Here is a 14,614-nt window from a genome sequence, read left to right as displayed (position 1 = left end):
AGCGATGGCCTATGGGCCTGCGTAAGATGCGCCTTCGCTGGCACATAGCGGCCATAGACTTTGCGGGAGCTAGCAGATGAAAAAAGAGGAACGGTTGCTCGCTGAAGTGCGCGATGCGTTCGGGCTCATCCGTGTGCTCGAGGTCGGTGACTACCGCTTTCTCGAATTCGGCGCAGCAGTCGAGCAGAGCTGCGTGTTCATCGCCGATCCCGCCTGGCTCGAATATGACTACACCCGTGCCATGCTGCTCGGCGGGCTCTGCCATCCACAGCCGGAAACCGCGCTGTTTCTCGGTCTGGGAGCGGGCAATCTGACCCAGGCCTGCCTCAATTTCCTGCCGCTGGAGGACGTCGAGGTCATCGAGCTGCGCCCGGCGGTGCCGGAGCTGGCCATGCAATACCTGGGGTTGCAGAACGATCCGCGACTGTACATCCGCATCGGAGATGCGACCGAGCTGCTGGAAACCGCGGAAACGGCTGATTTGATATTCGTCGACCTCTACAACGACTCGGGGCCGGACGCGGCGCATCTGGCCTGGTCATTTCTCAAACGCTGCCAGGAAAAGCTCAACCCGGGCGGGTGGCTCGTCATCAACCAATGGGGCACCGACGACGACAGGCCGCTGGGAGCTGCCCTGTTGCGTGGCCTGTATCACCGGCACTACTGGGAATGCCCGGTGAAGGAGGGCAACGTGGTGGTGCTGGTGCCGGCCGATCTGGAACAGCAGCTGGATTTGGCGGGCCTGCGATCGCGTGCCGAAGCGTTGGCACCTCGTCTGGGCTATTCGCTGGATTCACTGATCGGCGTGCTGCGCCCAGCCAGTTGAGGGTAAGCGTGCGCCATGCTGGTGCACAGTGATGCACCGGCCAATTCACCAGGTCTCTAATTTGGTGCGCTTATGTCGGCATAACGCCGAGGACCTGCCCGCGGCGTTTCGACGCACCCGCTACGCAGAGCGCTTTCCGATGCGGGGCGCCATTCACCGGTCTAGCAGCTTATGAGGCGAACATGAGCGGTCCTGGCGCACAGGGGAGCCTGTGCTCGCAGCCGTGGCCTGATCGCTTGCTGGTCTGCTAATTGCAATTGGCCAGTATGTCTTTCCGATCATCAAGGACTGCCCGGTGACCCAGCTTCAAAGCCTCCAAATGCAACTTTCCCCTAGTGAACGTCACTGGCTGCCCTGGCTGGGACGTACCGGCAAGCTGTCGATGGGCTGGTCCTGCTGGTTGAACCGTGGTGTGTATCCCGCCATCGAGCAGGTGTTCGAAGGCGTTGCGCAGTCCCGCGTGCGCATCCTGCAGAACTGGGTGAGCGCTCACTGGGACCATCTGGCGGACCTGGCCGCGAGCCTGGGCGAAGGGCTGGCTCATATGGATAACGACCTGCTGGAAAAGAAGCGTGCTCAGCTCCCCGACCTGTCCGAACTGTTCGTCATCGACCCGCAAGGGCGGGTACTGGCGTCCACGTGCGCCGCGCATGTCGGTCAGCAGGATTTGGATGCGCAGGCCGTTGCGCGGGGGCTGCACGAGCCGTTCTTGCATGGCCCTTATCGCGATCCGCTGACCGAGCGCCTGGGGGCGAGCACGTCACGCTTCCACGACGCGGTGACGCTGATGTTCTATCAGCCCGTGCACGCCGCCGGTAAACGCCTCGGCTGTCTCTGCGCGCGAGTGCCGAACGATGTGCTGGGGGATCTGATCCAGCGCGAAGCCGGGCATGTCTATCCCGAGTCCGGCGACAACTATCTGTTCATGGTCGACTCGCGCTTTGACAGCCGCATCCAACCCGGTACGGCCCTGTCGCGCTCGCGCTTCGAGGACGCCACCTTCAGCCACGGTGAGAACCTGAAAAGCGGCGTGCACACTCGCTGGGGCACGGTCCGTGTACAGCAGCATACCGAGCTGGAACTGCGCTTCACCGATCCGGCCACCGGCCAGCTGCACCCGGGTGTGCGGGAAACCATCACCAGGGGTTCGAACCTGTTCGTCACCTATCCCGGCTATTCCGATTACCGCCACATTCCGGTGATCGGCAAGGGCGTCACCTTCCAGCTGCCGGGCTCCCCGGATCGCTGGGGCATGATGTGCGAGGCCGATCTGGAAGAGGTCTATCGCCGGCGTTCGCTGAGCGTTGGCCTTATGAAGACGTATCTGCTCACCGTGATCACGCTGTTCGTCACGGGCAGCCTGCTGCAGGCCTTCAGCGGGCTGTCCGAGACGGCGCTCTACCTGCTCAACGGCGTGCTGCTCGTGCTCGGCGCCTGGGCGTTCGCCTCATTCGGGCCGCGTCGGCTGGCGGCGCGCATGCAGGCGATGACCGAGGTAATCCGCACCCTGGCCGAGGGCGAGGGCAATCTGCGTCAGCGCGTCGACAGCAGCGCAATGCCGCGCGACGAGAGCGGCGACATGGCGCGCTGGATCAACAGCTTCATCGACAGCCTGGATGGCGTGGTCGGTCAGGTGATCCAGGTGTCGAAACACGTGCGCCAGGACAACGAGCTGATGCTGGTGCGCAGCAGCGAAGCCGGGCAGACCACCAGTGACGTCGCCGAGTCGATCCACCAGCTGCTGTTGCTGGTGGAGGAGCAGCTGGGCGAAATTCAACAGGCTTCGATGACCGCCGAAGAAATGAAAGCCGCCATGGACGAAGTGATGTGCCGCGCGCGGGAGCGCTTCGATACGGTGCGCAAGGGCACCGAATCCATCCGTGATGTGGTGCAGCGCTCGGCGCAGAGCGTGCAGCTGCTCGACAACCGCATGGGCGAGATCGACGAGATCGTCGGGCTGATCAGCGACGTCACCACCCAGACCAACCTGCTGGCGCTGAATGCCGCGATCGAGGCGGCCCGTGCCGGTGATCACGGACGCGGTTTTGCGGTGGTGGCAGGGGAGGTACGTTCGCTCGCGCTGCGCACGGCCAAGGCGGCGGAGGATATTCGCGGCAAGGTGGAAAGCCTGCAGTCCGAGACGCGCCAGGCGGTGTCGTTCATGCAGGGCGGCGTGCAGGATGTCGACAGCAGCCTGCGACTGACCGAGGAGGCGACATCGGAAAACGTCCATCTGCACGAAACCGTGGAGCGCATGTTCGAGATCATCAAGGGGCTGAACGAGCGCAGCCTGCATTACGGTCAGACCATCCGTGGCGTCGACCAGGCCTCCAGTGAAATGGGGCAGACGTTGGGCGTGCTGCAGGACAGCGCCGAGCGCGTGCGCCACACCGCCGGCAAACTGCATCAGCTGGTCGGTCGTTTCCGTGTCAGCGCCGCCAACAGCGAAGCGGCCTGATCTCCGGTCGCGCCTCCCGGCGGTTTCGCTGGGAGGCGCCTGTGCGGGGAGTCCCGGGCCATGGCGTCATCCGCTGCGGCTTAAAATATCCGCACAGCGTCACGTTAATCCGGTATAGTACGCGCCGGCTGAAACCCAGCCTGCGTTCAGGTACTGCAACACACGAAGCGCCGCTTCGGCTGCTGTCCGCTTCGAGCGGACTATCTTGACGATTCATCATCCATACGTTTTCGCAACCCCGCCGACCAGGCTGCCAGGGTGACCTTCGGGTTTTGCACGGCATGCGCAGCTTCGGAACAATGGGTCTTGCGGAGCATCAGAGACAAGACCCATGACCCAGGAAATCGGCGGCTTTGCCGCACTCGGTATTCACTCCGCTGTTCTGGCTGCCATCAGCGCAGTCGGCTACGAAGAACCATCCCCCATCCAGGCCCAGGCGATCCCGGTGATCCTTGGTGGCCACGACATGATCGGCCAGGCCCAGACCGGTACCGGCAAGACCGCCGCATTTGCGCTGCCGATCCTGTCCAAGATCGATCCAGCCAAGCGCGAGCCGCAGGCGCTGATCCTCGCGCCGACCCGCGAACTCGCGCTGCAGGTCGCCACCGCGTTCGAAACCTATTCCAAGCAGATGCCGGGCGTCAGCGTCGTCGCCATCTACGGTGGTGCCCCGATGGGCCCGCAGCTCAAGGCCATCCGCCAGGGCGCGCAGGTTATCGTCGCCACTCCGGGCCGCCTGGTCGACCACCTGAGCCGTAACAGCGAGCTGCTGTCGACCATCCGCTTCCTGGTCCTCGACGAAGCCGACGAGATGCTCAAGCTCGGCTTCATGGACGATCTGGAAGTGATCTTCGAAGCCATGCCGGAAAGCCGCCAGAGCGTGCTGTTCTCCGCCACGCTGCCGCACTCCATCCGTGCCATCGCCGAGAAGCACCTGCGCGAGCCGCAGCACATCAAGATCGCTGCCAAGACCCAGACCGTCGCGCGCATCGAACAGGCGCACCTGATGGTCCACGCCGACCAGAAGATCCAGGCCGTGCTGCGCCTGCTGGAAGTCGAGGATTTCGACGCGCTGATCGCCTTCGTGCGCACCAAGCAGGCCACCCTTGACCTGGCCGCCGCGCTGGAAGCCAAGGGCTACAAGGCCGCTGCGCTGAACGGCGACATCGCGCAGAACCAGCGTGAACGCGTCATCGAATCGCTCAAGGATGGCCGCCTGGATATCGTCGTCGCCACCGACGTCGCCGCCCGTGGTATCGACGTGCCGCGCATCACCCACGTATTCAACGTGGACATGCCGTACGATCCGGAGTCCTACGTGCACCGCATCGGCCGTACCGGCCGTGCCGGTCGCGAAGGTCGCGCGCTGCTGCTGGTCACTCCGCGTGAGCGTCGCATGCTGCAGGTCATCGAACGGGTGACCAACCAGAAGGTCGCCGAAGCCCGCCTGCCCAATGCCCAGCAAGTGCTGGATGCCCGTATCAAGAAGCTGACCAGCAGCCTCGCGCCGCTGGTCGCCGATGCAGAAGCCACTCATGGCGAGTTGCTCGACAAGCTGGTTGCCGACATCGGCTGCAGCCCGCGTGCCCTGGCCGCTGCGTTGCTGCGCAAGGCCACCAATGGTCAGGCGCTGACTCTTGCGGAAGTGGAGAAAGAGCAGCCGCTGGTCCCCACCAGTGGTCCGCGCGAGCGTTCCGATCGTCCGGAGCGCAGTGGCGATCGTGAGCGTCGCGCACCCGTACCCCTGGCCGAAGGCCGCGCCCGCTGCCGTACGCCGCTGGGCGCACGCGACGGTATCGCTGCCCGCAACCTGCTCGGCGCCATCCTCAACGAAGGCGGCCTTGCGCGCGAAGCCATCGGCCGCATCCAGGTGCGTGACAGCTTCAGCCTGGTCGAACTGCCGGAAGATGGCCTCGATCGCCTGCTCGGCAAGCTCAAGGACACCCGCGTCGGCGGCAAGCAGCTCAAGCTGCGCCGTTATCGCGAAGATTGATTTGTCGTAGCTAAAAGCAGGCGGGCTCTAGAGCCCGCCTTTTTTATGCCTGCAAGAAAAGATCGGCAGCATTCCTCCGTAGACCGGCCCCGCCAGGGTGAAGGGCTGAATCATGATTCCGATCTGTGCCGTGGTCTCCTAAACCAAGCGCTCATTCGTCGTCAATCCCGTTCGGGCTGTTCAAAGTCTGAGCAACATGCTACAAACGACCGCAACCCGAATGATCTAGCCGCTTGAAAACGAAGGGAAAACCATGACCAAGTCGGAGTTGATCGAGCGAATCGTCACCCAGCAGGGGCTGCTTTCATCCAAGGATGTCGAGCTGGCCATCAAGACCATGCTTGAGCAAATGGCTCAGGCCTTGGCCACCGGCGAGAGGATCGAGATCCGCGGCTTCGGCAGTTTCTCCCTGCACTACCGCGCCCCGCGCATCGGCCGCAATCCCAAGACCGGTCAATCCGTCAGCCTCGACGGCAAATTCGTTCCGCATTTCAAGCCTGGAAAGGAGCTGCGGGATCGGGTGAACGAGGAGGACTGACAAGCGGCTAGGTTTGCTCTCCCAGCGGCAACGAGGCATCAGCCTAAATAGTTGTTAAAAGCCATCATTCGGCTGAACTTTTTGCGGTTCGTACGTACAAAATCCGGTTCGCTTGCTCCGCAGTGATGAGCACACATAACAAGGACCTCGGATGATCGTGCAGCAACCCACTTCATCTAACGATGAAATTGACTTGATCGAACTGTTCCGTGCGCTTTGGCGACAGAAGATTCTGATCGCTAGCATCACCCTTCTCGTTACGCTACTGGCGGCCCTGTACGCCTTCCTGGCGACGCCATACTTTCAAGCTCGAACCTACCTTCGTCCAGTGCCGCAGAGCAATCTGGACCAGCTCAATGAAACGGGCATCTACAAGCTCACTCCAGAAGAGGCCATCAATCGTGTGGCAGGCGGTCTGTCGTCTTATGACAACCGTCTGGAGTTCTTCATGAACAATCAGGAGCTGTTTCCGAATCTCACCGAGCGGGGCGAGCAATTGGAGCAGGCATTCGCTGAGTTCAACGAAGAGGCGTTTGAGATGCTGTTCCCTGACCCGAAGCGTACGGAGAACCGCAGCGCGTTCGTGGGGCTGAGACTTACTTACCCCGAGGGTGTCGCCGGCGCTTCGGTAGTTAATGGTTTTGTCGCTTATGTGTTGGAATTGGAGCGCCGCGAAATTGCGGAGGATGTGGAAAGCCTGGTCAATAATCGTCTGGCCAGCCTGGAGATGAATATCGAGGCGCAGCGTGCAAACTATGAAGCCTCCAAGGAGGCGAAGATCGCGTCCCTGCTCGAAGAAAGCGCGCTGAAGCAGGCCCAGCTTCAGGACGAACTCGCCGCTTTGCGCGCTGAACTCAAGACGCGACGTACCAATCGGATCCAACAATTGACGGAGGCGATATCGATAGCCGAGTCGCTGGGTATTCGTAAGCCAACAAGCCCGTCCGCCATGTCCGACTTAGCCAGAGGCGGCGCGCAAGTCATTCGGACGGAGGTTAACAGTCGGGAAACACCGCTGTATTTCATGGGAACAGAAGCGCTGTCCGCAGAGCGTGATGCCCTCGCCAGTCGCAAGTCGGATGACTTCATAGAGCCTCGAATCGCCGAGATCCACTCCGAACTCGCGATGCTAGAAAATAATCGCGAGGTGGAAATTCTCAGAGAGCGAGAGGGTGAAGACCTATACCTGACCAATCTCGCTGAGCTGCGCGAAGAGGCCGCACGCTTGAAGGGAATCAAGCTCGAAACCGATCGGTTGCGGCTTGTTCGCCTGGATCAGCCTGCGCTGGATTCATCCAAGCCAATCAAGCCCAAGAAAGCGCTGATTCTCGCGCTGGGCTTTGTGCTTGGCGGCATGCTTGGCGTATTCGCCGCTTTGGTACGCAGCCTTGCAAATCGCGGCCGCGAGCTGCAAGCCCCATAGGCATCGTAGATTGCCGAGTTCCTTTCTTCTGCGAAGAGCCAGGTAAGGCGTAGCCTGGCCGCGCAACTGAAGTCGGTGGGCATCTAGCGCGGCGCTTTAGGCGCTCACAATCGCGAATTAAAGTTGAGGCGTGTCACTTGTTTTTTGTGAACTGGCTGGCAGAATGGCGGCCCTTAGCGCGGCGGAACTTTTCCGTGCGTTAGCGGTATAGCCTTCGGCGCACGCTCTGCGTCGCCGCATTCAGCGAGACGGACCTCAAGTGAACGCAGTAACTCCTCCACAAGTCCTTGCTTCGGCAATGTCTGATGAAATTGACCTCATCCAACTCTTCCGCTCGTTGTGGAAACAAAAAGTCCTGATTGGCGGCATAGCTGGGGTGTGCACGCTCGTCGGGTTGCTCTACGCCATGCTGGCGCCTCGTTATTACACCGTTCAAAGCGTGCTACGGCCGGCCGCTATCAAAGATCTCGATGAGTTGAATCATCTTGGTATCTACAAGCTGTCGCCGAAACAAGCGCTGGCGCAGGTCGGGGCAACGCTTGACTCGTACGAGAATCGGCTGGCCTTCTTCCGCGAACACCCGCAGCTTTTCGCTGATCTCGTGCAGCCTGGGCGAACACTTGAGCAGACTTTTGAAGCCTTCAACGATGAGGCCTTCAAGTTGCTGCAACCCGATTCAAAGAAGCCCGAGGGGATGTCTCCGTATGTCGGCCTCCAGCTGACCTATCCCGAAGCGCTGAATGGGGTTGAGATCGTCAACAGCTTTGTGAATTTCTCCCTGGCTAATGTCCGCAAGGAGATCGCGGCTGATCTGGAAACCCTAATCGGCAACCGGCTCAGTCAGCTTGATAAAAAGATTGCCGCTGCTCGTGCCAGCTATGAAGCCAGCAAGGAAATCAAGATCGCCAAGCTGACCGAGGCGGATGCGCTCAAGCGTGCAGAGTTGAATGATGAATTGGCAGCCCTGCGCCAGCAGCTCCGGACGCGTCGCGATAACCGCATCAATCAGCTTAACGAAGCGATTCGAATCGCGACTTCGTTGGGTATAAGCAAGTCCACCACGCCTTCCTCCCTTGGGGCGCCTGAGATCACGGGCCAAGGCAGCGTGATCCGTACCGAGGTCAACAACCAGCAGATACCTTTGTATTTTATGGGTAGCGAAGCGCTGGAAGCCGAGCGTAAGGCGCTCTTGGCCCGTCGCTCCGACGACTTTACCGAGCCGCGCATCGCACAGATTGCCAGGGAGCTGAAGCTGCTTGAACACAACCGCCAGATTGAGGTCTTAAAAAGCCGAGAGAATGAGGACCTGTTCCTGAAAGACCTGGCTGGCTGGCGCGAGGAAGCGGCGAAGCTGCGCTCCCTGCAGTTCGATGCTGGTTCGCTCAAGCTGGTTTCTATCGATCAGCGAGCGGTTGAGCCCCGTCAGCCCATCAAGCCCAAGAAGACTTTGATTGTGGCTCTCGCGTTGGTATTGGGCGGCATGCTCGGAGTGTTCGTCGCGCTGGTGCGCAACCTTCGCCGTCCGGTCGCCGCAATCTGACCATCCATCCGTCGGCGTGCCGTTGAGAGCTCAACGGCCCCGAAAAACGGTAGTATTCCCGCCTATTTTTTAAGGTGGCTCGTGACTAGCATGTCGCGAGTGCGTTGGTTGACATCGTTAAAGGAATAACCGTGCGCTATCCAGATATCGAACACCACGGCGCTAAGGATGGCGTAACTGGTTCCTGTCATCAGCTACACATGGACGCGAGCCATAGCTTGCTGGTCGATTGCGGCCTGTTCCAGGGTAACGAGACTTCGAGCGATGGTCGTACTGCTACAGGACGGCTGGATATCGAGTTCTCCTTGGCCACCGTCCAAGCGCTCGTCGTCACCCATGTGCATATCGACCACGTGGGGCGAATTCCTTATCTGCTTGCTGCCGGCTACAAAGGCCCGATCTACTGTAGTGAGCCTTCGGCCAAATTGCTGCCTATCGTCCTTGAAGATGCCTTCAGGCTAGGCTTCAGCCGTGACCAGAACGATATTGAGCGTTACCTCAGGCTGGTCGAACAGCGCTTGCGGCCCTTGCCTTACCAGCAATGGCTCACATTGCAAGAGACCAGCCAGCTCGTGGCGCGTATAAGGTTACAGCGCACTGGCCATGTACTTGGGTCCGCTTACGTAGAAATTGACCTTACATATCCAGCGACCGGCGAGAACAAACGCATCGTTTTCTCCGGTGACCTCGGCGCGCCACACGCGCCACTGCTCATGCCGCCCAAGTCGCCCGAACGGGCAGACATCCTGGTGCTGGAAAGCACCTACGGCGACCGCCTGCATGAAGACCGCGCCAGCCGCCGACAGCGGCTCGAGGCCGTGATCGAACATGCACTGCAAGACAGCACGGTACTGATCCCAGCCTTTAGAATTGGCCGTACCCGAGAGCTTCTGGATGAGCAGGAAGAGAACATTCACAGCAAAACACAGGTCTCAGCGAACCCGCCGTCTCACGTCTTGAACGAGCGTAGAGCGGACGGCAGGACAGACCCTCGCACACCGCACGCTCGGTCCTCCCTCTCGTCCGGGGAGAAGAGGGCTAGGGCAAGCGGCATTAGCCGCAACATGGCCGTCCAATTGGAAACCAGCTGGCCCAAATGGCCCGTTATCTTCGATTCCCCGTTGGCTACCCGCTTCACAGCGGCTTACCGCAGCCTGAAACCTTCCTGGAATCAGGACGCCCGCCAGCGCGTCGAAGCCGGGAACGACCCTGTCGCGTCTGAAAACCTGATCATGATCGACAGCGACGCCGACCATATCGCCGTGCTCAACCACCCTGTCCAAACCGCACGCCCGGCTATCGTCATTGCATGCAACGGCATGTGCTCTGGTGGGCACATCGTTAGAGGCACCGGCACGATGTGCTCGTTTGTCGGTTACCAAGCGAAGAGAACTTCAGGTTATGCCATTCGGCAATTTGGTCCGAAAGGTGGCTATGTTGATATCCGCGGTATCCGTTTCGATATTCGGGCCAAGGTGACCAGCGTTGGCGGTTACTCGGCGCATGCGGGACAGAGAGGTTTGGTGGAATTTGTAACGAGTATGCATCAATGCCGGCGGATATAGATCTTGCCTGGTGAGCAACGCGCTAAAGAAATACTAGCCGCTCGACCGCGTACGGTACGAGCAAACGAATAGGCTGCAAGTGAAAATTACTAAGTAGCGGTATATTGAAGCTTTAATCTAGACGATGCCGATAGCTCGTCGCGGGACGACTTTGGAGTAGGTGTCATGGTAGTTGTTAAATTTTAATGACCTTAATAAGGCTGCAATGGATAAAAACTATAGGCGTATCCTTCGTAATACCGGGATGCTCTACGCCCGCATGTTGTTGGCCATGGCCATTGGCCTATATTCGTCACGAGTTGTATTAAATGTATTGGGAGTTGAAGATTTCGGTATCTACCATGTCGTGGCGGGTTTCATAGCGTTGCTGGGCTTTATGCAGGGAGCCATGACCACCGCTACACAACGCTACTTCGCCTTCGATCTTGGGCAGAACGATGGTCTTAACCTGCGAGACCTTTTCAATACTAGTCTGCAGGTGCATGCAGCGTTGGCCGTTTGTATTGTATTGATTGCCGAAAGCGTAGGCTTCTGGTTCGTCAGGTCCCAGCTGAACATTCAACCGACCAGGCTGGACGCCGCGCTGCTAGCATATCATCTATCGGTGGGAGCCTTCGCCCTTAACATAATGACGGTACCACTCACGGCGATGCTTATGGCGAACGAGCGGATGGGGCTGTTTGCGACGATGAGCATGGTGGATGTACTACTAAAATTGTTGGTGGTATTGATTTTGCCATGCCTGGCATATGACAAATTAAGTATGTACGCTGCTTTGCTGCTATTCGTCGCGCTGCTTACTTTTAGTGGCTATTTTATGATAACTCGTACGGTCTTTCCCGCTGTCCGGATGCAGTTGTATTGGAGTGGCGGCAGCTTTCGAAGCATGCTTTCTTTTACCGCTTGGAATACCTGGGGAAATCTCGCGGGAGCGATGTCGGAGCACGGCAATAATATATTGCTTAATATTTTTTTTGGTCCTGCAGTTAATGCAGGTCGTAGCATAGCTAGCCAGGCAAATGGTGCGTTGAATAATTTCGTGACTAGTGTGCAGGCGGCAGTCAATCCACAGATAGTAAAACTCTATGCAAAGGGCAGTGCTTCTGAGCTAAACAAACTAATATTACTTGCGGCCAAGTATAATTACCTTATTCTTTTGACGCTTGCGCTGCCTGTGCTGTTCAATACCGCGACATTGTTAGATCTCTGGTTGGTGCAAGCCCCTCCTTATGCTGAAATTTTACTTCAGTTAACTATCGTGGCCTCGCTGATTAACTCTATATCAGGTCCATTAATGACCGCTGCTCAAGCAACAGGCTATATTCGCCTATACCATACGGTTGTGGGTGGTATTTTGCTGCTAAATGTTCCCGTTAGCTATTTGTTACTTTCATATGGGTTGCCGCCAGAAACGGTTGTGACAGTGAGCATAGCATTGGCCATAATCTCGCTGGCGGTGCGTCTATATATAATTGCTCCGCTGATCGGTCTGTCAATTGGTTCATTCATATCAGATGTGATAATCAAAATCGGCCTAGTTTCGATCATTGCGAGCGGGTTCGCTTATTTTATTAATTCAGTTACTAGCGACTCATCCCTAGCATTAATTGGTAGGCTAATGATTACCATGGCAATTGCCCTTGTAATAATATGGTTTTTTGGTCTGGGCAAAACTGAGAAAAAACAATTTGCAGGTTTCTTGAGATCGCTAAAGGCACGGTAATCTATATGAGTGCAATGAAGCCCCTTGTTCTTTCTATGGTAGTGGAGAACGATTTATGCATTGGTTGTGGTGCCTGTGTACAAGCCTGTCCAAGCAAAGCAGTGGATGTAAATTGGAATAATTATGGGTTTATAGTTGCGACCAGCAACGATAATCAGTGTCACGCGGATGGAAACTGTATTGAGGTTTGTCCATTTAACCCTATGCCCGGCTCGGGATACAAAAATGAGGACGGCTTAGCTGCAGTTTTTCTCGCTGACGCCCCAATGCATCATCCAAAAATTGGCCGCTATCACGCCATTTACGCGGGGTATTCTGAAAAATACCGCGAGACTTCCTCCTCTGGCGGTATTGCATCATTTATGTATGAGGCCCTCTTTGATAAAGGGTTGATCAATCATGTAGTTACCGTCGGCGAATCTAAATCCTCTGATAGCTATTACCAATATAATATAATTAGCAATAAAGAAGAACTTTTGAGTATAGCGAAGACCCGCTATCACCCGGTTACGCTGGCATCGACATTAGAAAAAATTAAACAGTTGGATGGGCGAGTGGCAATCAGTGGGGTTGGCTGCTTTATTAAGGCAATCAGACTTGCTCAGGATAAGGATCCTATATTAAAAGAAAAAATTGCTTTTCTCGTTGGTATTATTTGCGGTGGTGTAAAAAGCAAATTTTTTACCGAGTATCTTGCTGCCAGAGCGGGCGCAAGTAGCAATTTTTCAAAACCCGACTACCGCGTTAAGGATTTAAGGAGTACGGCCGTAGATTATGGTTTTAGCTGCATCGATAACCCTAGCGACACGACTAAACTAATTAAGATGCGCGAAGTGGGTGATATGTGGGGCACGGGAATGTTCAAGGCCAATGCATGTGATTTCTGTGATGATGTCACAACGGAGCTTGCGGACGTATCGTTAGGAGATGCTTGGCTTGACCCCTACGACCAAGATGGCGGCGGACACAGCGTAATTTTGGCGCGTAGTGCTCTAGCACAAGATATTTTGCAGGACGGCCTGTTCACAAATGCTTTGCAAATGGAAACCCTACCACTTGAGCTATTTCTTTTGTCCCAACAAGGTAGCTTCAACCATCGGCATGATTCTATGGGGACGAGAATCGCGCAAGCAAAGCGCTACGGCGCTGTTGTTCCTCCCAAACGTATAATAGGGAATAAACAACCACTTTACTTAAGACTAGTTCAGCGCGCAAGAAGGGAAACGCGAGCTAAAAGCCTTGCAACGTGGGCGTCATATGCTGATGCGGCCATGTTCGATAAAAAAATGAAAGCCTCGCTATTAAGGTTAAGCTTAATAACTAGGCTTTCGCATGTAATGCGAAAACTAAACACTAAACGGAAAAGAAATCCATGAAAGTTGCAATCATGACCCAGCCGCTTGGTCAGAACTACGGAGGTATCTTACAGGCTTGGGCGCTGCAGCAAGTGCTCCAACGGCTGGGGCACGAACCAGTAACTATTGACAGGCAGGCTGATGCTCCGAATCTAATTTATCAATTGGCTCGCTTCGGCTACCGCGCGTTTAAAAAGGCTACCGGAAACCGACCTGCCCCTTTGAATTTCGAGCGGCACTTTCCAAGAATTTTGAGTAACACCAGCGCTTTTATCGTCGAAAATATTAAAACTTCTCCGCCGCTTAATAGTACAGCAAAACTAAAAGATCACTTTTCTAGGGAAAAATACGACGCAGTTGTAGTTGGTAGCGATCAAACATGGCGGCCTTGCTATTCGCCTAATATTGAAAACTTTTTTCTAGACTTCATAGACTGTGACTCCATAAAGCGCTACGCCTACGCTTCCTCTTTCGGTGTTGATAATTGGGAGTTCACGAAGGAGCAAACAGAGCGCTGCGCCGCTCTAGCAAAGAAATTTGATGTTATTAGCGTTCGCGAAAAATCTGGTATCGATCTATGCCGCAATCACTTAGGTGTAAAGGCTAGTCACGTCTTGGATCCTACATTACTCTTACAAAAAGATGCATATGAAGCTTTATTTATAGATAAGAAGTTACCTCGCCGAAGTGGTGTTTATACTTATATTCTTGACGACGCGCAATGGAAAGCGAGGGTTGTAGAAACGGTAACACGCTCATTCGGGAAAAAGACTTATAGTAATCAGCCAAAATGTAATTTATCTGACTTGTCTTCAAGCAATCTGAGCGATTATGAAATGCCCAGTATTGAAGGATGGTTGCAGGGTTTTTTTGACGCTGACTTTATAGTTACAGATTCTTTTCACGGCACTGTCTTCTCAGTTATCTTTGAAAAGCCTTTTATTAGCTTGATAAACGCTGGCAGAGGCGCGACGCGATTTTTTTCCTTAGCTGACGAGCTAGGCGTTCAAGACAGAATATTAGAAAAACATGACGAAGAATCCATAAAAAATCTGATAGAAACGCCAGTAGACTTCGAACAAGTTAGATCGCGATTAGGTGCTTTACGCAAAACATCAGAAGATGCGCTCTTTGAAATGTTACCGGTAAAGTTTGGATAAATTTTTTTAGAGTTACGATTTTTTTGCAAAGTC

10 protein-coding genes are annotated in these 14,614 nt (G+C 55.8%); all 10 read left to right on the top strand.

What is annotated here, in order from left to right:
• The first annotated feature begins 76 nt into the window (after positions 1 to 76).
• The 10 genes from PSTAB_RS12025 to PSTAB_RS21260 all read left to right on the top strand — a co-directional run bounded on the left by PSTAB_RS12025 (position 77) and on the right by PSTAB_RS21260 (position 14,581).
• Positions 77 to 826: a spermidine synthase gene (locus PSTAB_RS12025; protein ID WP_013983119.1), complete on the top strand. Its 750-nt coding sequence runs from the start codon at positions 77 to 79 to the stop codon at positions 824 to 826.
• A 295-nt stretch (positions 827 to 1,121) separates the two neighbouring features.
• Positions 1,122 to 3,284 (top strand): methyl-accepting chemotaxis protein, encoded by a 2,163-nt coding sequence (locus PSTAB_RS12020; protein WP_013983118.1) that lies wholly within the window; start codon positions 1,122 to 1,124, stop codon positions 3,282 to 3,284.
• Positions 3,285 to 3,615: 331 nt separating this feature from the next.
• Positions 3,616 to 5,277 carry a DEAD/DEAH box helicase gene (locus PSTAB_RS12015; protein WP_013983117.1) on the top strand — a complete coding sequence of 554 codons (1,662 nt, stop codon included), beginning with the start codon at positions 3,616 to 3,618 and terminating at the stop codon, positions 5,275 to 5,277.
• A gap of 253 nt (positions 5,278 to 5,530) precedes the next feature.
• Positions 5,531 to 5,815, top strand: coding sequence for an integration host factor subunit beta (ihfB, locus tag PSTAB_RS12010; RefSeq protein WP_013983116.1), 285 nt, complete (start codon positions 5,531 to 5,533; stop codon positions 5,813 to 5,815).
• A gap of 151 nt (positions 5,816 to 5,966) precedes the next feature.
• Positions 5,967 to 7,238: a Wzz/FepE/Etk N-terminal domain-containing protein gene (locus PSTAB_RS12005; protein WP_013983115.1), complete on the top strand. Its 1,272-nt coding sequence runs from the start codon at positions 5,967 to 5,969 to the stop codon at positions 7,236 to 7,238.
• A 259-nt stretch (positions 7,239 to 7,497) separates the two neighbouring features.
• Entirely contained in the window at positions 7,498 to 8,778 is a 1,281-nt protein-coding gene (locus PSTAB_RS12000) for a Wzz/FepE/Etk N-terminal domain-containing protein (protein ID WP_041771751.1), read from the top strand.
• Between the two features lie 131 nt (positions 8,779 to 8,909).
• Entirely contained in the window at positions 8,910 to 10,343 is a 1,434-nt protein-coding gene (locus PSTAB_RS11995; protein ID WP_013983113.1) for an MBL fold metallo-hydrolase, read from the top strand.
• A gap of 205 nt (positions 10,344 to 10,548) precedes the next feature.
• Entirely contained in the window at positions 10,549 to 12,066 is a 1,518-nt protein-coding gene (locus tag PSTAB_RS11990) for a lipopolysaccharide biosynthesis protein (protein ID WP_013983112.1), read from the top strand.
• Between the two features lie 5 nt (positions 12,067 to 12,071).
• Positions 12,072 to 13,442, top strand: coding sequence for a Coenzyme F420 hydrogenase/dehydrogenase, beta subunit C-terminal domain (locus tag PSTAB_RS21265; protein ID WP_013983111.1), 1,371 nt, complete (start codon positions 12,072 to 12,074; stop codon positions 13,440 to 13,442).
• Positions 13,439 to 14,581 (top strand): polysaccharide pyruvyl transferase family protein, encoded by a 1,143-nt coding sequence (locus tag PSTAB_RS21260; RefSeq protein ID WP_080564983.1) that lies wholly within the window; start codon positions 13,439 to 13,441, stop codon positions 14,579 to 14,581. The genes PSTAB_RS21265 and PSTAB_RS21260 overlap by 4 nt, the downstream gene beginning before the upstream one ends.
• Positions 14,582 to 14,614 lie beyond the last annotated feature (33 nt).

The sequence above is a fragment of the Stutzerimonas stutzeri genome (assembly GCF_000219605.1).
Taxonomy (GTDB): Bacteria; Pseudomonadota; Gammaproteobacteria; order Pseudomonadales; family Pseudomonadaceae; genus Stutzerimonas; species Stutzerimonas stutzeri.
This window is presented reverse-complemented; position numbering and strand designations above follow the sequence as displayed.

Excerpts from the sequence above, each read along its gene's own strand:
- PSTAB_RS12025 (WP_013983119.1), top strand. The coding sequence starts at position 77 with ATGAAAAAAGAGGAACGGTTGCTCGCTGAAGTGCGCGATGCGTTCGGG.
- PSTAB_RS12015 (WP_013983117.1), top strand. The coding sequence starts at position 3,616 with ATGACCCAGGAAATCGGCGGCTTTGCCGCACTCGGTATTCACTCCGCT.
- ihfB (WP_013983116.1), top strand. The coding sequence starts at position 5,531 with ATGACCAAGTCGGAGTTGATCGAGCGAATCGTCACCCAGCAGGGGCTG.
- PSTAB_RS12005 (WP_013983115.1), top strand. The coding sequence starts at position 5,967 with ATGATCGTGCAGCAACCCACTTCATCTAACGATGAAATTGACTTGATC.
- PSTAB_RS11990 (WP_013983112.1), top strand. The coding sequence starts at position 10,549 with ATGGATAAAAACTATAGGCGTATCCTTCGTAATACCGGGATGCTCTAC.
- PSTAB_RS21265 (WP_013983111.1), top strand. The coding sequence starts at position 12,072 with ATGAGTGCAATGAAGCCCCTTGTTCTTTCTATGGTAGTGGAGAACGAT.
- PSTAB_RS21260 (WP_080564983.1), top strand. The coding sequence starts at position 13,439 with ATGAAAGTTGCAATCATGACCCAGCCGCTTGGTCAGAACTACGGAGGT.